General features: G+C 41.5%; 20 protein-coding genes and 1 pseudogene. 5 read left to right on the forward strand and 16 right to left on the reverse strand.

All coding sequences use genetic code 11. The features are described 5' to 3' along the window. Window positions 1–130 precede the first annotated feature (130 nt). The gene (licT, locus tag FS628_RS12195) at window positions 131–985 is read right to left on the reverse strand and encodes a BglG family transcription antiterminator LicT (protein ID WP_036613466.1); all 855 of its coding nucleotides are present in this window, start codon (window positions 983–985) and stop codon (window positions 131–133) included. 272 nt (window positions 986–1257) lie between these two features. On the opposite strand from licT, the gene FS628_RS12200 reads away from it, so the two are divergent. Then, window positions 1258–2280 carry a hypothetical protein gene (locus FS628_RS12200; protein WP_145322224.1) on the forward strand — a complete coding sequence of 341 codons (1023 nt, stop codon included), beginning with the start codon at window positions 1258–1260 and terminating at the stop codon, window positions 2278–2280. A 227-nt stretch (window positions 2281–2507) separates the two neighbouring features. Here FS628_RS12200 and FS628_RS12205 read toward each other — a convergent pair whose 3' ends face one another. From FS628_RS12205 to zwf, 4 genes are all read right to left on the reverse strand, one after another. Next, entirely contained in the window at window positions 2508–3611 is a 1104-nt protein-coding gene (locus FS628_RS12205; RefSeq protein ID WP_145322226.1) for a metallophosphoesterase, read from the reverse strand. Between the two features lie 244 nt (window positions 3612–3855). After that, window positions 3856–5274, reverse strand: a complete 1419-nt coding sequence (gndA, locus tag FS628_RS12210; RefSeq protein WP_036672842.1) for an NADP-dependent phosphogluconate dehydrogenase — start codon at window positions 5272–5274, stop codon at window positions 3856–3858. 68 nt (window positions 5275–5342) lie between these two features. Continuing rightward, window positions 5343–6008 (reverse strand): fructose-6-phosphate aldolase, encoded by a 666-nt coding sequence (gene fsa / locus FS628_RS12215; protein WP_145322228.1) that lies wholly within the window; start codon window positions 6006–6008, stop codon window positions 5343–5345. A gap of 36 nt (window positions 6009–6044) precedes the next feature. Beyond that, window positions 6045–7568, reverse strand: a complete 1524-nt coding sequence (zwf, locus tag FS628_RS12220) for a glucose-6-phosphate dehydrogenase (protein WP_145322230.1) — start codon at window positions 7566–7568, stop codon at window positions 6045–6047. A gap of 112 nt (window positions 7569–7680) precedes the next feature. Between zwf and FS628_RS12225 the strand changes: the two genes are divergently transcribed. Continuing rightward, a complete protein-coding gene (locus FS628_RS12225) occupies window positions 7681–8565 on the forward strand; it encodes a LysR family transcriptional regulator (RefSeq protein ID WP_145322232.1) in 885 nt (294 codons plus the stop codon). Window positions 8566–8656: 91 nt separating this feature from the next. Here the strand turns inward: FS628_RS12225 and FS628_RS12230 are convergent, their stop codons facing one another. The 5 genes from FS628_RS12230 to FS628_RS12250 all read right to left on the reverse strand — a co-directional run bounded on the left by FS628_RS12230 (window position 8657) and on the right by FS628_RS12250 (window position 12386). After that, window positions 8657–8884 (reverse strand): chemotaxis protein CheW, encoded by a 228-nt coding sequence (locus FS628_RS12230; protein WP_260871018.1) that lies wholly within the window; start codon window positions 8882–8884, stop codon window positions 8657–8659. Between the two features lie 49 nt (window positions 8885–8933). Next, the gene (locus FS628_RS12235) at window positions 8934–9614 is read right to left on the reverse strand and encodes a hypothetical protein (protein ID WP_145322234.1); all 681 of its coding nucleotides are present in this window, start codon (window positions 9612–9614) and stop codon (window positions 8934–8936) included. A gap of 142 nt (window positions 9615–9756) precedes the next feature. After that, window positions 9757–10350 (reverse strand): cupin domain-containing protein, encoded by a 594-nt coding sequence (locus FS628_RS12240; protein WP_145322236.1) that lies wholly within the window; start codon window positions 10348–10350, stop codon window positions 9757–9759. A 137-nt stretch (window positions 10351–10487) separates the two neighbouring features. Next, the gene (locus FS628_RS12245) at window positions 10488–11444 is read right to left on the reverse strand and encodes an aldo/keto reductase (RefSeq protein WP_260871019.1); all 957 of its coding nucleotides are present in this window, start codon (window positions 11442–11444) and stop codon (window positions 10488–10490) included. Window positions 11445–11579: 135 nt separating this feature from the next. Beyond that, window positions 11580–12386, reverse strand: a complete 807-nt coding sequence (locus FS628_RS12250) for a helix-turn-helix transcriptional regulator (protein ID WP_260871020.1) — start codon at window positions 12384–12386, stop codon at window positions 11580–11582. Window positions 12387–12548: 162 nt separating this feature from the next. Here FS628_RS12250 and FS628_RS12255 point away from each other — a divergent pair, with 162 nt between their 5' ends. Beyond that, complete coding sequence (locus FS628_RS12255) at window positions 12549–14087, forward strand: hypothetical protein (RefSeq protein WP_145322241.1); 1539 nt, start codon at window positions 12549–12551, stop codon at window positions 14085–14087. Window positions 14088–14217: 130 nt separating this feature from the next. Here FS628_RS12255 and FS628_RS32625 read toward each other — a convergent pair. The 5 genes and pseudogenes from FS628_RS32625 to FS628_RS12280 form a co-directional block, all read right to left on the reverse strand. Then, a pseudogene (locus FS628_RS32625) lies at window positions 14218–14521 on the reverse strand (CRISPR-associated helicase/endonuclease Cas3); the annotation flags it as partial. 211 nt (window positions 14522–14732) lie between these two features. Continuing rightward, on the reverse strand, window positions 14733–15242 hold the full coding sequence (locus FS628_RS12265) for a hypothetical protein (protein WP_145322243.1): 510 nt from the start codon (window positions 15240–15242) through the stop codon (window positions 14733–14735). Between the two features lie 175 nt (window positions 15243–15417). Continuing rightward, on the reverse strand, window positions 15418–15837 hold the full coding sequence (locus FS628_RS12270) for a hypothetical protein (RefSeq protein WP_145322245.1): 420 nt from the start codon (window positions 15835–15837) through the stop codon (window positions 15418–15420). Window positions 15838–16068: 231 nt separating this feature from the next. After that, complete coding sequence (locus FS628_RS12275; RefSeq protein WP_145322247.1) at window positions 16069–17055, reverse strand: phosphotransferase enzyme family protein; 987 nt, start codon at window positions 17053–17055, stop codon at window positions 16069–16071. A gap of 388 nt (window positions 17056–17443) precedes the next feature. Beyond that, entirely contained in the window at window positions 17444–18184 is a 741-nt protein-coding gene (locus FS628_RS12280) for an AAA family ATPase (protein ID WP_440131293.1), read from the reverse strand. A 489-nt stretch (window positions 18185–18673) separates the two neighbouring features. Between FS628_RS12280 and FS628_RS12285 the strand changes: the two genes are divergently transcribed. Next, on the forward strand, window positions 18674–19861 hold the full coding sequence (locus tag FS628_RS12285) for a M28 family metallopeptidase (RefSeq protein WP_145322251.1): 1188 nt from the start codon (window positions 18674–18676) through the stop codon (window positions 19859–19861). 491 nt (window positions 19862–20352) lie between these two features. On the opposite strand, the gene FS628_RS12290 is transcribed toward FS628_RS12285, so the two are convergent. Beyond that, entirely contained in the window at window positions 20353–20841 is a 489-nt protein-coding gene (locus FS628_RS12290) for a hypothetical protein (protein ID WP_145322253.1), read from the reverse strand. 1012 nt (window positions 20842–21853) lie between these two features. Here FS628_RS12290 and FS628_RS12295 point away from each other — a divergent pair. After that, window positions 21854–22204: a hypothetical protein gene (locus FS628_RS12295; RefSeq protein WP_091036819.1), complete on the forward strand. Its 351-nt coding sequence runs from the start codon at window positions 21854–21856 to the stop codon at window positions 22202–22204. Window positions 22205–22333 lie beyond the last annotated feature (129 nt).

Consider the following 22333-nt stretch of genomic DNA (forward strand, 5'->3'; position numbering starts at 1 on the left):
TGTTTTCCTCCTCATTTTTCCAATAAAAAATACCCGAACGAATCTAGCGCATATTGATGGCGCCATCTCATTCGGGTATTGCCTGATTGAACAGTAACAAGCCCATAGGATATCCAGTTGTAATTTGATTCTATTGCGTGGACTTTTCGTCCCGCTTGGTTTTCATCAAACGTTCCAGATGGAGCGTTAGATATAACTGCTCAGAGTGAGTCATGTCATACTGATAGTTCTTATGGATAAAAGTCTCGATCTTGCCAATACACTTGAATGTCTCCGGATAGTTTTTCCGAACCACTTCATATAAATACTCCTCAGCATCATCATGTGAAGAATGCGTAATGACACGCTGACAGAAATATTTCAAATGGGTGATGAAGCGGAAATAATTGACGCTATCTTCATCCAATTCGACGTTGAAGTGATATTTAATGATATTCATGATCTCCTGCAACAGCTGCATCAGATGGGTGACATCGTTCATGGAATCATTCACTTCCGCATTGATGAAATGCAAGGCAATATTACAGATTTCATCTTTGGGAAACTCAATATCCAGTCTTTCCTTCAGCAAGGTCAGTGCTTCTCTGGCCACATCGTACTCCGCCTTATAGAAGTGCTGAACTTCCCAAGAAAGTGGATTACGAGTAATCATTCCTTTTTCCAAGCGTTGAACAGCAAAGTGAATGTGATCAGACAGCGAGACATAGATCCCGTCACTGATGGTTTTGTTCAATTGCGTTCGTGCCAGTGTCACAATATCATCTGTTGCCTGCAGAATCTCAATCGGCACTTCAGCTACGATGGATTTGAATTTCTCATAGATCGATGCATCCTGAAGACGAAATACCTTCTCAATCCGCTCTTCATCAATCTCATCGCCTGCTTTGAACTTAAATCCGATACCCCGGCCGAGGATCAGTAGTTCCTGATTTTTGTCATCCACGGTACTGACAATATTGTTATTAAATATCTGTTTAATAATCATTATGGACCCACCTGGTTTTTTTTGAGGAATAAAAAAGGGCAAAACCAAAACAGAAATAATAAAATCATTTCCATAGTGGTTTTGCCCGCATTACCGGTAACAAGCCTCGGATATAATTTATCATAACCTGAAAACGGTGTCAACCAAAATTACTGCTACTGCGATTCCACTTTTTTAGATCATATCAAACATTTACCTTTTATGTTATTTTGAAATAAGATATAACCTTTGATATTTAATAATATGAACCAAACTAATCAGGAGGATTCACTTTGAAAAAAATCACTTCGTTTACCGCCGTCATTGCTGCCATCTCGCTATTATTATCTGCGCCACTCACCTTGGCCGCAAAATCCAATGATCTCTCTTTGATACAGAATCAAGAGTCTGCTGACAAGCTGGATCGGAAGACACAACAACTTTTGAGTGATGAACTAGTTAAACTCGTGGGGAAACAGAACATTCAATTCACCACAATAGACACATCATTTGATCCGTGGGTCATTAACGGAACTATTGATGGAACCGGGTTCGCCTATTTCACACAAACATACGATCCTGATACAAATCGTGTCGCGTCCACCCATATCATGTATGATAACGCTGATCTGAATAAAGTCATGGATAATGCGCTGCGCCTGAAGCTTGATGCCTTCCTAAAAACATTTGAAGATGAAGATATCTTCATTAAAGGTGGTTTCTGGCGTTTCAAAGCCAATGATCCAGAACATGGACATTTACTTCAAAACTACTGGGTCATCTTTGGACCAAGTCAACAACTTTACATCGATGTGGACAAAGGTAATCAAATGTCGGCAATTCTGCAATATAAAATCGATGATTCCTATGCCTGGATGACAAACATAGCACGAAATTCACTCAAAACACTTGGAATCCCCTCAGTAAAAGCCTTTGATTACACCTTATTTACCGTAGAAGGAAAAGATATGTTATGGCAGTATCGGGATGACGACAATCTAAATTACGTGCATATCGGCAGCAAGACCGGAAAGGTATGGAAAGTCACCAACGAACTAGGTATTAACTGGAAAAATGATGCTGATTTCAAAAAGTCTTTTGCCAAGCCCAGGCTCAGCAAAAACAAAGCACTATCCATCGCTGTACCTACAGTCAGATCTATATTTGGTATTGAGCTAAAAGGTTATTCCGTTCGTATCCAAGAAAACGAATACACCTTCACGAAAAAAGGAGCCACAACGCTTATCGGTAAAATCAATAAAAAAGGCGCATTTTATTCGTTTGAAGCTATTCCTTTAAAAGGGGAAAGAAACTAACTACATAATAAAAAAACAGGCGGCTTGAACTCCGATTTCCGAAAATCAAGCCGTTTTATTTTAATATAAACTACTTAATTAATCAGCGCCCATCTAAAATTGCATAAAAATACTCCGCTGTATGATGACAGTCTGTTTGATCCTTGTCATCATACAGCGGAGCCGGTATCATCAATCTAGGCATGACGTTCCTATAAGGCTGCCCTTCTCTCGAAGGGACCTCTGTATCACTGTTGGAACGTTATATTAATCTGTACGATCTCCGAACGACTACTAGTACGAATTGGAGGTCCCCAGAAGCCAAATCCTGAGGTTACGATGGAGTGCATGGAACCCTTTTGCAGATAACCCCAATCATTCTCGTAGATCGCTTGTGTGATGAACTGAGCCGGTGCAATCTGTCCACGGTGGGTGTGACCGGATACGACTAGATCTACATTGTTCTGCTCCGCAATATCCAGATCATACGGTTGGTGATCCATCATAAGTACCGGTTGGCTCAAGTCCGTATCTTGCATTAATGCAGCTACTTCTGCCCGATCCTTCTCTGTCCGGTCTTTCCGTCCAATCAGGGTAATCTTGTCATCCAAAACGATCTTGTCATCGTACAGAACTTGCATGTTGCTCTTCTCCAGCGCAGCAATCAGATCTTCAATCGGACCATCGAACTTGTCGTGATTCCCGAGCGAAGCATAGACACCGTACGGAGCCTGAATGTCACTGATAATGTCAGCAATTCCGCTATTCAGATACATATCCAGATTGTCATCAATAATATCTCCAGGATACAGCACCAGATCTGGCTTCAGTGCATTGATCTCCTCCACCATGCGTTTGGCATGTGCAGGGCCAGATAGAAGTCCGAAGTGCATATCAGCAGCCATGACAATGTTGAGCTTGTCTACACCTTCTACTTTTTTATCAATCTGGATATTATATGTTCTCACTACCGGGCTGTAGGCGTTGAAAATTCCATAACCTAATGTGGACACTAACAACACCAGCGTAACGACACCTGCCCACTTCTGTGTGTGATGTCTTGGAATACGGGTTAATCTCAGCAGCCACATCGTCAGGTGAATGACGGGCAGGATCAGCAATAATAACGAAAAGATTGCCAGCCAGTAGGAACCGATGATACCGAGGAACGAAATGCTTCCAAATACTCGTGCCAAAATGAAGGAAGTAGCAAGGAATACAAGCGCTATAATATACAACCACCGAAATCTGGCGGACACGACAGGTTTCATCCAACTCCAACCGCTCCAGCCTATGTAGAACACTAATAAACCGTACACTACCAAAAACAATATACCTGCTAATACGAACATGCCCGGTCTAACCTCCACGTCAATAAGTTGTATTCTGAATTTTCATCACGGACACAGGTCCGTCTGAACAAGTATAACGTAGTTGAAGAGTCAGATCATCTGTTTGCCAAACCCAGATTCGTACATTTTATTACAATTTAATGATATTCAAATTCGAACCATTAACGAGAAAAAGCACCCTTGCAGGTACCATGAAGTTAAATTCATGAATGACTGCAAGAATGCTATATTTTAGGAATTAAAATTACTCGTTTGTGTCCATCCACTGGAAGTGGAATGAACCTTCTTTGTCCACACGTTTGAATGTGTGAGCACCGAAGTAGTCACGTTGTGCTTGCAGCAAGTTTGCTGGCAAACGCTCCGTACGGTAGCTGTCGTAGTAAGAAAGAGCGCTGGAGAAGCCAGGTACCGGAATACCTTGTTTTACAGCAGCCGCTATAACTTCACGCCATGCACCTTGATAAGACTCAACGATGTTTTGGAAGTAAGGATCCAGCAGCAGGTTTTTGAGTTCTGCATCTTTGTCATATGCTTCTTTGATGTTTTGCAAGAACTGCGAACGGATGATGCAACCACCACGGAAGATCATGGCAATGTTGCCGTATTTCAGATCCCAGCCGTACTCATCGGAAGCTGCACGCATTTGAGCAAATCCTTGTGCATAGGATACGATTTTACTTGCAAACAGCGCTTTACGCACGTTCTCGATGAATGCTTTTTTGTCGCCAGAGAATGCTTCAGTCGCTGGTCCATTCAGGATTTTGCTAGCTGCTACACGCTCGTCCTTCATCGCAGACAGGAAACGGGAGAATACGGATTCCGTAATCATGGACAATGGTACGCCGAGGTCCAGTGCACTTTGGCTTGTCCATTTACCTGTTCCTTTTTGTCCAGCAGCGTCCAAAATCACGTCAACCATTGGTTTACCGGTTTCTGGATCGTATTTGGAGAAGATATCTGCTGTGATTTCGATCAGGTAACTGTCCAGCTCTCCTTGATTCCATTCCGTAAAGATCTCATGCAGCTCTTCTACGGAAACGTTCAATACGGATTTGAGCAAGTGGTAAGCTTCACCAATCAACTGCATGTCTCCGTACTCGATGCCGTTATGCACCATTTTCACATAGTGTCCTGCACCGTCAGGTCCGATGTACGTGCTGCAAGCATCATCGCCAACTTTGGCCGAGATTGCTGTCAGGATCGGTTCTACCAACTGATAAGCACTTTCCTGACCACCTGGCATGATTGCCGGGCCTTTCAGTGCGCCTTCTTCACCACCGGATACACCTGCTCCGATGAAGCGGAAACCTTTTTCTTCCAGTTCTTTACTGCGACGTTGTGTGTCAGGGAAGTAAGCATTACCTCCATCGATAATAATGTCGCCTTGATCCAGATGAGGAAGCAGTTGCTCGATCGTTGCATCTGTTGCTTTACCTGCTTGCACCATGATCAGAATTTTACGCGGAGACTCCAGGGATTCCACGAATTCTTCAATAGTGAACGCACCTGTCAGGTTCTTACCTTCTGCTTCTTTCAGAAGATCGTTCGTTTTCTCCGGGGAACGGTTAAATACCGATACCGAGAAACCTTTGCTTTCAATATTCAAAGCCAGGTTTTTACCCATTACTGCCAATCCAATAACACCAATCTGTTGTTTACTCATTATGTCCTCCCAATGCTCCATTATTTATATAGGTTTATAGTAAGATGAAACGAATAAATGTTCAGTAATTATTGTACAGTTTTTTTCCAGTCCGCTGCAAATTTGTCCATACCTTGATCTGTCAGCGGATGTTTGGAGATCTGTTCAATGACGGAGAATGGAACAGTAGCAATATGTGCTCCAGCCATCGCTACACGTGTAACGTGATCCGGATGTCTTACAGAAGCCGCAATAATCTGTGCATCCAGGTTATGTGTACGGAACAATTCAGCAACTTTGGCAACCAATTGTACGCCATCTTCGGAGATATCATCAAGACGTCCCAGGAATGGGGATACATATGTCGCACCAGCACGAGCAGCCAGAAGCGCCTGGTTCACAGTGAAGATCAACGTTACGTTGGTTTTCACGCCTTTTTTGGTCAAGTAACGGCAAGCTTCAAGTCCTGCAAGTGTCATTGGCAATTTGATCGTAATGTTTTTGTCGTTGTTGTTAATTTTGATCAATTCGTCTGCTTGTGCAATCATCTCTTCAGCAGTAAGGGCATCTGGTGTCACTTCCGCAGAAACGGACTCCACTTCAGGTACCAAACGCAAGATTTCTTCAATACGATCTTCGAATTTCACGCCTTCTTTGGCTACCAAAGATGGGTTTGTTGTTACACCAGACAATACGCCGATTTTGTATGCTTTTTGGATATCTTCCACGTTAGCTGTATCGATAAAAAATTTCATGATTTAATTACCTCCAGATATATTTTATATTTTGGTTTAGAGATTCGCATTAACCGCCAAGGGTATGCTATTTGTAACTACAGACTCCTGATCCGCCGGCTCATCAAACCACCAGTGGTGACCTTCTTCTTCAAGCATAACATCTGATTCAGCCGGTCCATAGCTACCCGCAGGATACAGGTGAAGTGGTAACAGATTTTCCTGGAATGCATCCAGAATTGGTTGCACCCACGCCCATGACAATTCTACTTCATCCCAATGGGCAAAGAATGTTGGATCACCCAGCAAAGCATCACGAATCAGATTCTCGTAAGCTTCCGCGAGGTCACCTTTATCCGGAGAAAGATCGATATGAACCGGTTTGAATTCACCTTTATTCTCAGGATCACTTGCATTCAGTTGCAATGTCATGCTCTGATCCGGACTCATCTCAATGACGAGCAGGTTTGGCTTGGAACCCTTGTTTTTCAGCACATTTGTCTGTCCTGAAGGTTCTTTGAATTCAATCACGATACGTGTTGACTTCTCCTTCATTCTTTTACCCGTGCGAATGTAAAACGGAACACCGCGCCAGAAGAAATCATCGATTTGCAATTTGGCAGCAATGAACGTGTCATTCATCGTATTCTCTGCTACACCCGGTTCAGCAGCGTATGCATTTACTGGTTTGCCTTGAATGTTGCCTTCAGCATACTGTCCGCGGATGATGCTTGCACCTACAGTTTGCTTCTGTAATGGCTGGATCGATTCCATGATGTGCTTTTTCTTCAATCCAACTTTTTCGGAAGTACTGTTGTATGGAAGCTGAATCGCCATCATCATGAGCAATTGCAACATATGATTCTGGAACATGTCTCGCACAGCGCCTACATGATCATAATAGGATGCACGTTCTTCAACACCCACAGTCTCGTTAGCCGTAATTTGCACATTGGAGATGTAACGATTGTTCCATAACGCCTTCATGATCGGGTTACTCTGATGCAACGTCTCCAGACGCTGTACCATCGGTTTGCCCAAGTAATGGTCAATCCGATAAATTTCTTCCTCGGTGAACGATTCGCTTAATTTGCGATTAAGGTCTCTGGCAGACTGCAAATCGTGACCAAATGGCTTCTCGATGACGAGACGTTTCCAGCCCTCCGTGGAACCCAGTCCGCTTTGTTGAATGTTCTCGGCAATCGGTTCGAAGAATTCCGGACCAACCGAGAGATAAAACAAGCGATTGGACGGGATGCCAAGTTCAGCTTCTCTTTGTTCAACTAATCCTAACAGCTTTATATAATCTTCCTTATGGCTTATATTCAATACACTGTAGCGAAAAGCTTTCACGAATGACTTCACAACTTCAGGATCAGCTTGGCGTCTGGAAAATTCATTTAGTGATTTTTCCACTTGTGCCTGAAAGAATTCATCAGACCACTCTCTACGCCCCAGACCAATCAATGAGAAGGATTCCGGAAGCTTCTGCTCAAGATATAAGTTATATAAGGCAGGATATATTTTTCTTTTGGCTAAATCGCCAGTAGCACCAAATAAAACAATGGTAGTTGGTTCCATCTCACCGTTCTCCTTCCAAGTAACTCTGGTTTCTTTGTTGTAGTTACACTATAATACGTTTTACAGCCATACAAGTAATTAATATATTTCACAGGAGCTATAGACCACATCTATGACAACAAATTACGAACTATATAAAGTCTTTTATTGGGCCGCCAAAACAGGTAGTTTGACACAAGCTGCCAAAGCACTGTATATCACTCAACCGAGCGTCAGTCATGCCATCAAACAGTTGGAAGAGAGCTTTGGTCTCACTTTGTTTTATCGAAATTCCAAGGGTGTAGCGTTGACACAGGAAGGTGTCAGTCTATACTCCTATATTGAACAATCCCAGATTTTGATCTCGCTTGCGGAAGAAAAGATGGCCGCACTGAAGAACCTCGACAATGGTGAATTGAGGATTGGCGGCAGTGACTCCCTGTTCAAGCATTACATGCTGGCGTACCTTGAGGAATTCCACACCTTGTACCCTAACATCAAGCTGCATTTGAGCCATGGAACCACGCCGGAAGTCATTACCTTTCTGAAGGAAGGCAAGATCGACCTTGGTGTAGTTCGGATGCCCATTGTTGATCCGCAGCTCGAAGTCAGGGAAAGCATTCAGTTGAAAGACTGCTTTGTAGCCGGGGAACGTTATGCTCAGTTGAAGGGTAAAGTGATGACACTTGAGATGCTTCTTGAGCATCAACTGATCCTTTTCTCCAGGAACAGCCGGGTCCGCATGGCTATAACCGAGTTGTTTAACAGCTATAATTACACGTTGAAGCCTGAGATTGAGGTCGGTAGCGTTGATTTGCTCATTGAATTTGCCCGTCGGGGATTGGGCATTTCCTATGTCACACGAGAATTCATCTCCAAAGAGTTGGAGGAAGGTTCTCTCTTCGAAATTCAGCTTGATGTTCCTCTTCCTCCATCCCATGTGGGAATTATGACCAAACGTAATATGCCGATTTCTCTGGCAGCCAACCGGTTTATGGATCTCATTTTCAAATCCTGAGTGGCCACAATGTCAAAAGATACAACAAAGAGCCCCATCATCCAGTTATGGATGATGAGGCTCTTTGGCCTGCATAATGTTTATCTAACGATTAGTGACTGACCAGATAGGACGCGTCCAATATGAGGGCAACTCTTCCGCTGCCCAGGATCGTTGCACCAGACAGATGGTTCATCGCACCCAGATACGTACCGAGCGTCTTAATCACAACTTCCTGATTCCCGATGATCTCATCTACTGCGTGTGCTGCAATTTTGTCAACGGAACGCACGATCACGAGTGGAATCCGGTTCATTCCTCTCGAACTGTGCCACTTCATTTTCTTACAGTGAGTTTGGTATAAATTCTATGGATTCACACGAATAGAATTACGTGCCGTACAACTGCTCCAGTTCGACTAACCGGTACTTAATTGGCTGTGGAATAATGTCAAACAGCTTGTCCCAAGTCATAAACATTTCCGGTTTCAACAGATATTCTTCGAACTCCATGGCAGGCACGAACGCCTGGGTTTGCAGATAACGCATTACCTGAGCATCAATCTGCTCGTTCGTTTCAAAATACCCTCGGAATAACTCATTCACAAGTAGCCCATCACACCCAGCCTTGGCACCTGCTGCACTGTATAAGTCCGGTAATAATTCGAATACAACCGGCAATGGTGAGAAAGCATGTTTGCCAGGCTGCGAGTATAAACATACATGACGTCCAACCACATTGACTCGATCCTTCAGCAAACCCCGCAGCACTTTGCCATGAAAGCTAGCTTCACAGTCCACAACTTCACCGTCATGGCCCACATATATCCACACATGCTCCATCTCATACAGATGTCCAATCTCATAATCCCACCAGATTGCATATTCAATTACATATTGTACTGCCTCGGTCGGAAACTTAATGTCCCTCTTGAATGAAGGCGAAGGACCTGAACGATCCAGCACAGTAATGCCAACAAAATCCGGATAGAAGGGTTCGTTCCGGTCAAACATCAATACAGGTGCATAACCCATAGCCGTTTCAAACATTTCGGTCTCTGACATTGTCATGGATGCTATCCCCCATTTTCATCGATGTTACAACTATACTAACAGAGATTTGTATAGGTGTTAACGTATAGAATAAGCCCGCAACTGGATGAGTTCCAGCTGCAGGCTTGAATGTTTCTATTTTATTAGAGAGGATTTGCTCCTAATCTCTGGATCCTTCAGTTGGTTTGGGTGCATTGGATGGTTGAGTAGACAGGTCAGAAACAGCGGTATCACACCCTATAGGCGGTCCCAAAATAGCATCATTTTTAATAGACGCAACGGCTCTGGCATATGCCTCTTCATCCAGACAATAGGCACGATGTGCCACTTCCGGTGGCGTTGCGGCTAGAAAATCAGCTCCAAAAACAATATCAGGGGTCGGCTGATCAAAAATAGTTAATACGTGTACATCATCAGTTTCGGCCACAAACCAGTGAAACCAGCCTTTGGGGAACACCGAAACCTGCCCCGGTTTCAAACGATATGTCAATCGCTCACGCGTGAATGGATTAAACACGGATGTTGTAACCTCGCCACTGATGACGATGACCATTTCTGTAACATTCGTGTGCCAATGAGGCTGTACAATAATGCCTTTGCTAAGATATACATTAAAGAAACCATTTTCAATCGTTGGCAGTTGCGCTCCGAATAGCTGGGTCACATAATTGCGCGGGTCCCTCCGATAATTAACAACAGCATTAGAATCAGCCGCCAGCTGCACGTTCGGGGATTGCAGAATGGGATTAATCATACGATTATTTCTCCTCCTTGGGCATACATCTCATTGTTGTACTGTATGCCGGAGAATAGAAAGATAATACCGTTGACACATGTTATACACTCTTTTTAATCCGAAAATACAGGTTACTCCCATCATATCTTAAGGAACTAGACTTGACCAGGGAATCTGCCTCCGGCTGCAATGCCTTGGGGTGATATGTGATCTATCTGGTTCATCTCATCATCCGTAAGCGAAACCTGTAGCGCTCCTAAGTTCTCGTGAACTCTTTCCAGGTTGCGAGTCCCCGGGATCGGAACGATATGTTCTCCCTTTCCAAGCAACCAAGCCAGAGCAAGTTGAGAGACCGTACATCCTTTTTGCTTAGCCATCTCTTGGATCAATCCAACAACCTCCAGATTTTTCCGAAAGTTCTCACCTTGGAAACGCGGATAGTGACGACGATAATCATCTTCCGGCAGATCGTCTATAGAACGGATCTGACCTGTCAGGAAGCCCCGTCCCAATGGGCTGTATGGAACCAAGCCTATGTTCAATTCATGCAGGACAGGCATAATCTCATCCTCAAGCTCTCGACTCCATAATGAATATTCGGTCTGCAACGCTGTAATCGGATGAACAGCATGTGCACGCCGAATGATCTCTACTGGCGCTTCGGACAAACCAATATATCGAATCTTCCCCTGTTGAACCAGATCGGCAAGCGTGCCTACCGTCTCTTCAATGGGTGTATTCGGATCAGGACGATGTTGATAATACAGATCGATATAATCCATTCCTAGGTTGTATAGACTCGCATCTACTGACTTTTTAATGTAGGCCGGATCTCCCTTGGGCCCCTGTGTGTGCGTAATACCGAATTTGGTGGCAACGACAACGTCAGATCTTCGACCTTGAAGCGCACGCCCAAGCAGTTTTTCATTCCCTCCAAATCGCTGCTTTTCATACTCTCCGTACAAATCCGCCGTATCAAACATGGTAACTCCTGCATCCAGCGCACCCTGAATGGTATGTACTGATTCGTCATTATCCGGCATCATCATCACACCCAGGCCGAGCGCAGATATTCGTAATTTATCATTTCCCAGTGTTCTTGTTTTGAGCATGAGGCTCCCTCTTTTCATCTTGAAATAGAAACGTTAACTAGATACGTATGAACTTGAGTTCATTCTATTTCACTCCCGAGACCCCAACCACACTCTGTTTATGCTAGTAAAGAAATTACCAGTTTGATTAACTTTCTATATGGCAACAGGAACGTAAATACAACAATGAATGCCTGATTGGCTGTTCAGATTATTCATGGAAAAGATATCGTATGCATGCACAACGCCATCTGCCCGATCCGTCGTTTCAAGCAGGACACGATTGACTTGTTTCATTTCAACTTGGTGCAGGTTCCAGATCGTTCGGAAGTCCACACTTTCTTCACTCAATTGTTTCACGATTCTGCTAAATTCGGGGTCACTCGGATACTTGTCATAGTACGTACGGAAAACAGCTACCGAGTGCCGCGCGAATTCCTCCCAGTTGTGCATACGCTCCCTGAGCGCTGTATCCAGAAATAAAATCCGCATCATTAGACGCTCATTCACATTCATCGACGAGAAGTTGAAAAGGTTCGTATCTGTAGCTTCATTCCAGGCAAGTACCTCAGAACGTTCATTGGTAATAAAGGAAGGATGAGTCAACTGGCCAATAATACTCTGCCACCCTGGCTCCAGTTGTGAATACGAAGCAAGGAATTCATGTTCCGTATTAGGGTCCCATAAGTCAAACAGATGACTCTTCTCTTCCAGGGTTAAACGGAGCGCATTCGCTATACTCTGCATCACTTCTCGTGAAGCCGCTAACTCCCTACCCTGCTCGAGCCACGTGTAATACGTTGCACTGACACCAGCCAATACCGCTACTTCTTCCCGCCGTAGACCGGGTGTTCTTCGCTGTCCATAAGATCCTGACAATCCAACTTGTTCCGGATGAATGCGGCTTCTCCGTGATTTCAAAAACTCACCCAGTTTTTTGTTACGGCTCATACCTGTATCCATAGACATCGTTCCTTTTTATAAAAGTATTCAAGCCTATTCGACTCTATCCCAAAATGGTAGTCTCTGAATGGCTTTGATATAATTCATCTATTATTAGTTCTGCAGAATACTAGGTTTACAAGTAGCTTAGCATCGATTGGTGCAGAACGAAAGGAGCATAACATGATCCCCAAGGTTGGAGATGTATATTGCGTGTACGCCGAAGAATTACAACAATATGTCGCCTGCCAGGTAACTGGACTGAAACAAACAGAAGGTAAAACTTCCGATACGCTTGCCTCAGTCCTTCAATTGGATTGGACTGGTGATCAACTGCCTAATGAAATGCAGCTTCACCAGATGAAGCCACTGATCTGTAATTTCTATTTCTGGAATGATCGAGTTGCCCATAGTTTCGTACATGCTAATGTTCCTCCACAGTATGAGCTTGCAGGCAACATCCCTCCTCTCTACACCGAGGAGACAAATACGTATAGCGGAGGCTGGCCGATCGGAGAAAGTCTCTATCGCCAGCGTGAATGGGAAGGTATCGATGCGATCCGAAGAGCACAGTTCAAACAAGCTGCGAATGATGACGAAGAAGTCATGGTTGGCAATCGTGTAATACGGCGCAGTACGAGTACACTCCGCGATTTCAGCCCTACATCTGCGGAAGATGTAGCCGAACTCGCCAAGCTACCTTGTTTGACACATATTGAAGTGGATGGATATACGGAATCGATCTTTTCATTTATAGAGGAGAATCCGTTCATCAATGAACTTCATATCATAAATCATGGTCAAACGATGCTGGATATCAGCAAGAGCCACCTGACCAAACTTATTGTAGATGTCAGCGGGTTGAAGGAGTTAATTTTGAACACGAAGATGAAAAGTTTGAATTTCACAGGAGAGCTGTCTCCTGATCTTCGTATCGTGGCTCATGAAGAGGGTAAATGCATAACTCTCCATGTTCCATCCGGCCTACCACAAGTTATCGGTGTCTCGCGACTTGCAGGTCTGTATATCAGAGAAATCACGGAACTCAATCTGGGGCCACTTGTGCTGTTCTATCCTGAGCTTTCAGAATTACGATTGTGGGGTAAACCCGGCAACGTATCCCATATAGAATCGATTCAGCATTTGGCAAATTTGCAAACCTTCACTACATATGACCTGTTCGGTTTCAATGGTGAACAATTCCCTGATCCAGAGCAACTTCCAAAATTGGCTACGCTGTGGCTAACCAGCCTGCCTGCCGATGCAGCCAAATCGATCAAAACCAGATATAAAAAATTCGCTGCTGCCGGACTTGATATGGAAATCACCAAACCACGCAAACCGGAATGGCTTGCGGAGAACCTGAACAATCCATTTCGGGATTGGGATGGGCGGGACCACATCAAGGCAGCACACGCGAAAAAAGCAGCTCAATTGTACAAGCAGTGCTTAAAGGAAATCCGTCAATTAAGTCAAGTTTCCATGGATCAGGAGTCTCTACAAAAACAACTCGTCTCCATGGTTGAGAACTACACACAGACCTTCAACAAGTTGGATGCCAAGTCCGGCTTTATTGAAACTGTTGAGCGTGAAGAGATATATGTGGTTCTAACGGAGTTGTTGGATCAGTTGCAGCATAATTTGGAACTGCGTCAAAATGATTCGATTAAGGTTAATCACGAGGAATTATATGGGGTATTTGATCGTTTGAGGGATTTTTGATTACAGGTTAAGATTCGTTCAGTCGCTAGAACGGCGATAATTCACAAAAAAACAACTGTTTACGCATAGAGGGTCCTGTGGACTGACCCCGTAACGTAAGACAAATCAAAACACCTTCAAGAGAATGACCATAAAACGTATTCAAAAACTGTACCATCGTTGTAAAATAATCGGGCGATCCCAATGATCCCGCGCCAGCTTCAATTGTTTACGTTTCATATCATAACGTTCGCCATCTTCATCGTCTTGTCTTTCATCATCCTGGTTATCTCCACATTGGAATGGTGTTCCAGAATCATGCCTTCCTCATCATTGTCCCCCAGCAAAATACGGCGGATCTCCGCAGCATTCTGTTGGATTATGGTTGTGAACGGTACAATGTAAATAATGCGTTGCTTTCTGTGTTCCAGCGCATGTCTTAGCGCATATGCTAATAGTTATTAAAGCCTTTTTCATACAGTTATACCCTCCATAGTTGTAACTTCTAGAATTATAACGGATCGGGTACAGGTATTGTTACGCTATCCTGCCCGTTAGTTGAACAAAAGCAGCCGATCGTGTTGATCAGCTGCTTTCTTTGTTTTAAAACGCTATCGTTTCCCGTTAGTTCAATGATATCCCTGAATTATGATATGTTTCTCTTGTTTAATTTGTTAAATGACCTTGATATAGCCATTGATCCCCAGTTTTCACAAAATCCATATAGATGGAAACATTTCCATCATCTACTTTTGCCAAAAATACTTGAACCTCATTCTCACTCACTGGATCAAAACCGCGATACTCTAAGTTCCCTAAATCAATTGGTGATAAGAGAGAAACATTTTGCTTGGAATCATCATCTTGTAAAGTATACGTTTCGGCCTGATCATCCCACGCCACTTCAGGAACAGATAATGGTGCTAAGGCTTCGTAATCTTTATTATTCATGGCGTCAATTACTCTGAATGCTGCATTCAAAGGACCTGTATTTGCTTCCATGTCCATTTCATTAGAAGTATTCTGAGCCACTTCTAATTCAGCTTTAAGTTGCTCGTTTTCAGCTTGAAGATCCTGAATTTCCTGATTACCATGGGTAACAGGTAGATTTTCATCAGAATTATCACATGCAGCCAAAGCGAAAGCAAAAATAAGCAACAATACAAATTTTCTCATCATATACCTCCTTGAATACGGATGCCCTATATCTTTATAAACGAGCAATAAGGAAGTTTAGTTACGCTAACTTGCACGTTAGTTGAATGAATATTTTACTTATATAATTTCCAATTTCCTCTTTTCTCCTTTAAATAATCAAGTGTGGGGCTCGAGAATATCAATTACGTTCTTATTATGTTGCATTAAGAATGAATTGTCCTTCTTCAGCTTTAATTTCAAAGAAGTACTTTGTATCTTTAATTAGGCCATCTAAATGCTTGCTGGTCCCAGGAGATATCTGGAATTGCTCAATGACAATGTCCCCTTTTGCATCTTTAACTCTCAATAACACGTTTCGGTCACTATTCGCATCATTAATGATGGCCTTGTCCCAGAAAATAGTATCGTATTCAATGGAGTCTTTACCATCAAATATTATAGGGTTCCATTCGTCTGTGGTGTCTTCAGCATCAATTACGGATGTTAATTTTGGCGAAAAATAATTATGAACATATCTTACATTGAGATAAATCTGATAAGAACAAACAAAAATTATTGTTACAATTAGCACTAAACCAATAAGGCCAATTATCTTAGATTTACCATTAACCATTTCTTGATTCCTCCTTGTTAATTGTGTTGTTAAACGTAAAAGGAGTGCAATTGCTCAAGAAGTTAATTTACTTTATTTTACTTTCTATAATACTTAGATAAAACCTTTTTCAACGTAACTAAACTACCCGTTACTTGAACAAAAGCAGCCGATTCACTATGGTCGGCTGCTTCTTTGGTTTTATAGGGCTATCGTTACCCGTTAGCTTAATCATCACATGGATATGATACTCTAAATTTGAATATCACAACCGTCAAAAGGTATCCCCCTTTCAATAAGTTTAACCGCATTGTTGATTGCATTTCGTTGTTCCTCTGTAAGATGACTCTCATTACCATCCCATTTATCTAACCACCAGAAGAAAGAACAAATATTCCGATACTCCATAAACATGGGGATTGTTTCTATCCAGTATTCTGTTAGATGACTTTCTTTACCATAACCATTTAAAAATTCATGTAAGAACATCTGAACAAACTCGTTTTTTGCAACACGCTCTTCTTTTTGCACTCCCCACCAGACGGCATGAGTGGCAGCAATCGCGATGTCTGATGAAAACCAACCATAGATACTGTCGTCAAAATCAAAGACGGTTATTTTACTGTCGTCTATAAAAAAATTATAAGGGTGGAAGTCATTATGAATCAGTCCAAATGAGTCTCTTTCCCTTGGGAGTAACTGAATCGTCCGCTCCAGGGAGATCAATTTTTCAAGAAGTACATAGAAACTGCCTCGTTGCAGATGAGGGTTATTAATATTCCTTATACTCCAGCAATCTCTTTTAACAAGGACTTCAGATGCTGTATAAGATTTAGATAGTCGATGCATTCTGCCCATGGTTTCTCCCCAGTTACTAAATACTTTTGGTCCCCAATATTGATCATCGTTTTTATCAAAAAAACGACCAGTAGCCGCATGAAAAGCTGTTGCAATATACAAATTATCTTCATCATAGTAAATTGCCGTTAATTGATTATCCCTTGTTTTGATTGGTAGTGATGCACGTACACCGTTCTTTACCAAATAATAAATCCAATCCACCTCAGCTTGTATCTTGTCCATGTATTCATGTGGTTTCTGAGTTAAACGTAAGATATACAACTGATCACCTTTGGTAAACTGATACACCTCATTTGTTGAGTTGCTAAGGAAGACTAACGTTTCTACATTAAATTCGAAAGAATCAGCGGCTTTTAGTAATATCTTCAAGATCGCCATTAAGAATCCCCCTATCTTTAGAGTCTCCCGGCCAGGTATAACCAAACAATAGATGAAATTTCTAGAAAAATATAGACTTATCTTTTCTCTAGGTATAAACTCATAATTAGATTAAGTGTTATTTTATCTTCTGCTATTTGATAGTCATATTCTGTGGTAAAGATAGACATAGAACTTCAAAAAAAATTTAAAAAGCGACCATTAAAAGAGGGACGCTTTAATTTCATAATTCTGCCCGTTAGCACAACAAAAGCAGCCGGTCACATTGATCTGCTGCTTTCTTTGTATTATTACGCTATCATTTCCCGTTAGCTTAATCTTGACAATAGATCTTTTCCTTTAAAACGACCTCTCTTAAGCTGTAGGGTTCCATAGGATAGCAGTGGATTTAATCTTGACCTTCTTCAAATAACTCTCTGAGCATCCTATCCTTGTTATTCACAAACTCTTTCATAATCATAAAATGGTCGGTTTCTTCCAATACTTGGACCTCGATACCATCCGGCTTTAAATTGTAAATAATTGAATCTGGGTATGCCATAAGGATTGGAGAATGGGTCGCAATAATAAATTGAGAGTTTTGCAAAACAAGTTCATGGATTCGTGTCAGCATCGCCATTTGGCGAAGGGGAGACAATGCAGCCTCAGGCTCATCCAGTATATATAATCCATTCTCCCCGAACCGATGAATGAAAGTGGAAAAGAACGACTCTCCGTGCGATTGCTCATGCAAGGACTTGCCACCGTACGAATCTTTAATAGGGCGAATAGGGCGACCAAATGAAGGTTGGCTGTCCAACTCATCGATCGTGGTGGCTAAATTATAATAACTTTCTGCCCTGAAGAAGAAGCCATCCCTCGGGCGTCGCGGACCTCTGATCAATTGTATATATTCATATAAGCTCGAGTGGGTAGCCTGGGTTGAGAAGGAAAAGTTGATTGTCCCACCCTCCGGGTTAAATCCCCATGCAACAGCAATGGACTCCATCAGTGTTGATTTGCCCATCCCATTTTCACCTACGATATAGGTTACCTTGGGGTGGAATTCAAGAGTATTTAGACTTCGAATGACTGCCAAATTAAAGGGGTAAAGATTATAAGTGGGTACTTGGTGCCTCTTGAGCTGAATTTGTCGTAAATAGGAATGCTGTACATTCAATATAGTTCCCCCTTTTAAGCCTTTAATCATTATCCTTACCTTTGTTGGCCGACACTGACTCATGTCGCACCCTTTAGTTTACTCCATCAATCAAATAATACCACATACCGAAACTACCCTGCCCGTTATCATAACAAGTATCGCCTATCTAACATAGTTCTCTACCGTCCTCCCCATTTCTTAGTTATTCATTGATTCTTAAGAACTATAATATGTGATACTATATTCCTAATCCTACCAGTGTTAGATGGATATCATTAAATAAATGATGAAAGCTAAACATTTTCTGAATTGTGAGGTGAATTATCAGAGTAACAAGCTAGGTACTAAACATTGCTAGTACATAGAGTATGTTTTTGGGAGGCCGCTCTCAAAAATTAGCGGTAATTAAGTATGAATAGAACATACTGTGTAAGGGTTTTGTAGAACTTGAAGAACGAATTGATTTGAGGAGGAAATATGAAAAATATTTTAAAGGTTCAGGGTATTCTATTGGCTATTCTGCTGGTTATTGTGGTTCCTGAAAATGCATTGGCTTCAGGCTCTTCTTCCATCGCAACAAATGCACAAACATATCTAGAGTACATGGGTGAACACCTTAAAGACAGTTCAGCCTCTCCTACAGATAATTCTTTAGGAAATGGTAAAGTTCATGGACAGACAAAACGATGGATTAGGAGCACGCTAAGAGAAATTGGCGTAGACTCTCGATATATTTATGAGCAGAATTTCAACACAAAAACAGATACTACTAGCACTATTACAGGGACATACAGACAAAGTATCTATTTTAAAGGCTCGAATATTGAAGTAACACTGAAAGGGAAAGATCCTAGCAAACAAATCATTGTTAGTGCCCATTATGACGGATCAGGCTATTCGAATAACGCTTCGGGGGTAGCATTAATGCTCGCTCAAATCAAGGAGCTAGTAGACAAGAAACTTCCTCACACAGTTAAATTGCCGTATACCGTAAAATTTGTTTTTTTTGACATTGAGCGATTCGATAAAGGATCAGAGTACTATGCAAAGAAAATGACTGCAGCAGAAAAGAAGAATACTCTTTTCATACTCAATATCGACAATATCGCACGTGGTGATTACCCTAATGTTTATGGAGGCATAACTGATCCAAATAATAACTCCGTTGTACATACAGAAGCTTATAAATTAGCCGTTTCCAAAGCCTTAGAATTGGGGATTAATGTATTCGACACCGAGGCACTAGATGGATATTACAACACACATGGCAAAGGTCCCGAAATTAGCGAAAATACAATATATACCAACCCATGGACAAGCTCAAATCCTTCTCCGGGCGTAAAGTATTCTGCACTTTCTCCTTCAAATGAAATAAGTAGAAGTCATATGCTTTTTGTAGAAGCAGGGATACCTTATGCAAGTTTCCAAGCCTCGAACTGGTTTGCAAAAAGCATTGATGGTACTTTATTTGAAGCTGAAAATGATGGTTTAATATCTTTCGTTAAGCGAGATTTCTACATTGCAGGAGGGAAAGAGCATGATACGATGAAAATTCTGGAAGCTTATTTTCCAGGACGTTCATTGGCACATTACAATGTGTACGGACCATTGTTGAACAAAATGCTGATGGAGCCAGACATCAAAACACTCCGACCAGGTCAATAAAAGTACTCTACATCAAAAACAGTTACAGGGAGCTATGATTCCGAATTGTTCGGAGCTTAGTTCGCCTGTAACTGTTTTTTGATTTATTTTTCTCGACTCTGAGGTGTAATTTTAGCCGCCAAAAATTGAACGTCATGGTCTGGATGTTCTTTTATAAATTCCACTTCATTTCGCGTTTAAATAATCGTGGCAAACTTATGCTTCCAATAAGTCTGATCCAGCTGGACTCGGTTCGTGATAAGCTTACTTATCTGTTGCCAGCTAGCTAAATGAAAAAGAGATCCCCGCTAACCTGCAGTCTGCCTCATACTTTTTGAACTAACGTTTCTCGTTAGCGTATTAACTTTTAATTGCACTGAACACATCTCATCTGGTCGCCTAGTAAACAAAAGTTATTGTTGCACATTGATGAGGCTTTCAGAGTATTATCATTGTTTTAATCGTCTACTTTTTAAACCTATATGCAGGCATGCTGTCATGTCATAACGCTATTAGAGAACGCTTATATTCTCATTTCTTATAAGAAACTGAAACCAGTCATCTTTTTCAACATCCGGAACTATTAACTCATAGTTCTTGTAGAAAACAAAATTCAAAAGAAACGTATCTAAACTTTCAAATTCTTGGAACCTGAGGTCCCCCTCATCTTTTATTAGAATTAATGAACCAGAAAACTTGTCTATAAAAAGCGGTTTATACATTACTTGTCCTATCTCAAGCCACCTATTTATAAACTCAGGGAATTCGCTTACCCTAAATTGATTATCAGGTAATTCCTCATAGGTCCAAAAATCAATCGCCCCACAGCGTGCACCATTTGTTTTTTCTAGAAATGAAATGTACTGAGTGAGGTGAACAGAATTAAACTCAAGCTCAATACCAGAGATCCCCTCATTTAACTCACCAACTATTATCCCATTTGGATCCTCTTTCAAGCTTATCTTTAACCTGCAAATTATATCTTTTAAATTCTTATTCATCTTTTGCTGCACTCCATATGTATATCTCATTAATAGACGTTGAATATTCTTAATTATATCACGATGGCTTTGATTCATTGTATTATTAGCATTTGTAGTTTGGGATAGAACAGGCTTACCCGATACACTAATCATAATAACCACAAAATTAATATTATGACTCCTTTAGAATACATCTTCACAAGTATTCACTTCTTATACTTACTGGCTCTTTACTCTTTATGAGCTTCATCTCTTAAACCTCAACAAATAATGGTGAGTTACGCTAATCTTCCTGTCAGCTGAACCAAAGCAGCCGATCACATTCATCAGCTGCTTCTTTGGTTTTCCGTGATTTTAATAACAAAAGGATCTAGGAATAACCTAAAGCAACCTTTAAAGATGTTACCATTACATTGCGGTAAATTAGTTGTTTGACTGATTAATGGTATGTTGTTCTTATCCTTCGCTCAAAACGAGTTTATAAGCATCAATTTTGCGATCTTTATGTAAATCGTTTTTGTCACGTGTTATGATTTCCAACAACCTAAATGTTTAGATATTAATCTAATCGGCAACGGCACATTGTTCTTGTCCTTTTCAATCAACGGTACTATGTTCTTGTGCTGAGCTTGGGACAAGAACTTGGTTCTTTAAACATAGCCGTTATAGGTAGAAGTAAACAGAATCCCAAGTCTGTCCGATTAATAAGTATAGAGCCTTTGACAAGGTTGAGTACAGTCTAGGTGACCGCTGCACAGGACCGGTAACCACTTCTGGAGAAACGTACAAAGTGAGGGAGTGGTAAATCAAACGCCAATACACGTTGAGCGTCAGTTGAAGGAGTATTTTAAGGAGTTGCCGAAAATAATTAAACGTAGGTCGGGCTTTGAAAGGCTGAGAAGGTGTAGATATCGAATACATAAGTCCATCAGAAAATCGTGGTGCTGGTAGCTAGGTAGACAACCAGTTGGAAGAATTCCGGATGCTACCATTAAAAGAGTTTAAACTTGAATGAGGGGTTAACTGTTCTATGAGTAAAAAGATTAACGAGATTAGTGACTACGTTGGTGTGTTTTGTTTAGGTGCTTTAACATTATCACTTTTTGTATTATCAATTATGTTTATTATCAAGAGCTTTATCAATATTTATAGAAGATTAAAAGGTGTAAAAATAGACAGAATGACGCCTTGCACAACATGTAGACGCTCGATTTCAAATACTGCTATTATTTGCCCGTACTGTGGTGAACATTACGGTAAAATGAACGGATTAGGTGATTCCATATTTATCTGTTTTCTTTTTGGAGTAGGTCTTTTCGTATTAGGAATTGCGAGTCTAACAGAGTCCGTTGAATGGTTTGAACGAACTTATATGAACTGATCAACACATGTCATATTCTCCATAACTTACCGCCTCAATCATTTATAGCAAACCGCTATAATTAGGTTGAGGTGTTATTATGTACACCCCCAAAATTTAAGATTACCCTTACACCAGTGTATGAATATA

This window comes from Paenibacillus xylanexedens, from assembly GCF_007676705.1.
Lineage (GTDB): Bacteria > Bacillota > Bacilli > Paenibacillales > Paenibacillaceae > Paenibacillus > Paenibacillus xylanexedens_C.

Excerpts from the sequence above, each read along its gene's own strand:
- FS628_RS12245 (WP_260871019.1), bottom strand. The coding sequence starts at position 11,444 with ATGCTCAAAACAAGAACACTGGGAAATGATAAATTACGAATATCTGCG.
- FS628_RS12290 (WP_145322253.1), bottom strand. The coding sequence starts at position 20,841 with ATGAATAAGAATTTAAAAGATATAATTTGCAGGTTAAAGATAAGCTTG.
- zwf (WP_145322230.1), bottom strand. The coding sequence starts at position 7,568 with ATGGAACCAACTACCATTGTTTTATTTGGTGCTACTGGCGATTTAGCC.
- FS628_RS12235 (WP_145322234.1), bottom strand. The coding sequence starts at position 9,614 with ATGACAATGTCAGAGACCGAAATGTTTGAAACGGCTATGGGTTATGCA.
- FS628_RS12205 (WP_145322226.1), bottom strand. The coding sequence starts at position 3,611 with ATGTTCGTATTAGCAGGTATATTGTTTTTGGTAGTGTACGGTTTATTA.
- FS628_RS12270 (WP_145322245.1), bottom strand. The coding sequence starts at position 15,837 with ATGGTTAATGGTAAATCTAAGATAATTGGCCTTATTGGTTTAGTGCTA.
- FS628_RS12275 (WP_145322247.1), bottom strand. The coding sequence starts at position 17,055 with ATGGCGATCTTGAAGATATTACTAAAAGCCGCTGATTCTTTCGAATTT.
- FS628_RS12230 (WP_260871018.1), bottom strand. The coding sequence starts at position 8,884 with ATGAAGTGGCACAGTTCGAGAGGAATGAACCGGATTCCACTCGTGATC.
- FS628_RS12225 (WP_145322232.1), top strand. The coding sequence starts at position 7,681 with ATGACAACAAATTACGAACTATATAAAGTCTTTTATTGGGCCGCCAAA.
- FS628_RS12285 (WP_145322251.1), top strand. The coding sequence starts at position 18,674 with ATGAAAAATATTTTAAAGGTTCAGGGTATTCTATTGGCTATTCTGCTG.
- FS628_RS12250 (WP_260871020.1), bottom strand. The coding sequence starts at position 12,386 with ATGGATACAGGTATGAGCCGTAACAAAAAACTGGGTGAGTTTTTGAAA.
- FS628_RS12265 (WP_145322243.1), bottom strand. The coding sequence starts at position 15,242 with ATGAGAAAATTTGTATTGTTGCTTATTTTTGCTTTCGCTTTGGCTGCA.
- FS628_RS12240 (WP_145322236.1), bottom strand. The coding sequence starts at position 10,350 with ATGATTAATCCCATTCTGCAATCCCCGAACGTGCAGCTGGCGGCTGAT.
- FS628_RS12295 (WP_091036819.1), top strand. The coding sequence starts at position 21,854 with ATGAGTAAAAAGATTAACGAGATTAGTGACTACGTTGGTGTGTTTTGT.
- gndA (WP_036672842.1), bottom strand. The coding sequence starts at position 5,274 with ATGAGTAAACAACAGATTGGTGTTATTGGATTGGCAGTAATGGGTAAA.
- licT (WP_036613466.1), bottom strand. The coding sequence starts at position 985 with ATGATTATTAAACAGATATTTAATAACAATATTGTCAGTACCGTGGAT.
- FS628_RS12255 (WP_145322241.1), top strand. The coding sequence starts at position 12,549 with ATGATCCCCAAGGTTGGAGATGTATATTGCGTGTACGCCGAAGAATTA.
- fsa (WP_145322228.1), bottom strand. The coding sequence starts at position 6,008 with ATGAAATTTTTTATCGATACAGCTAACGTGGAAGATATCCAAAAAGCA.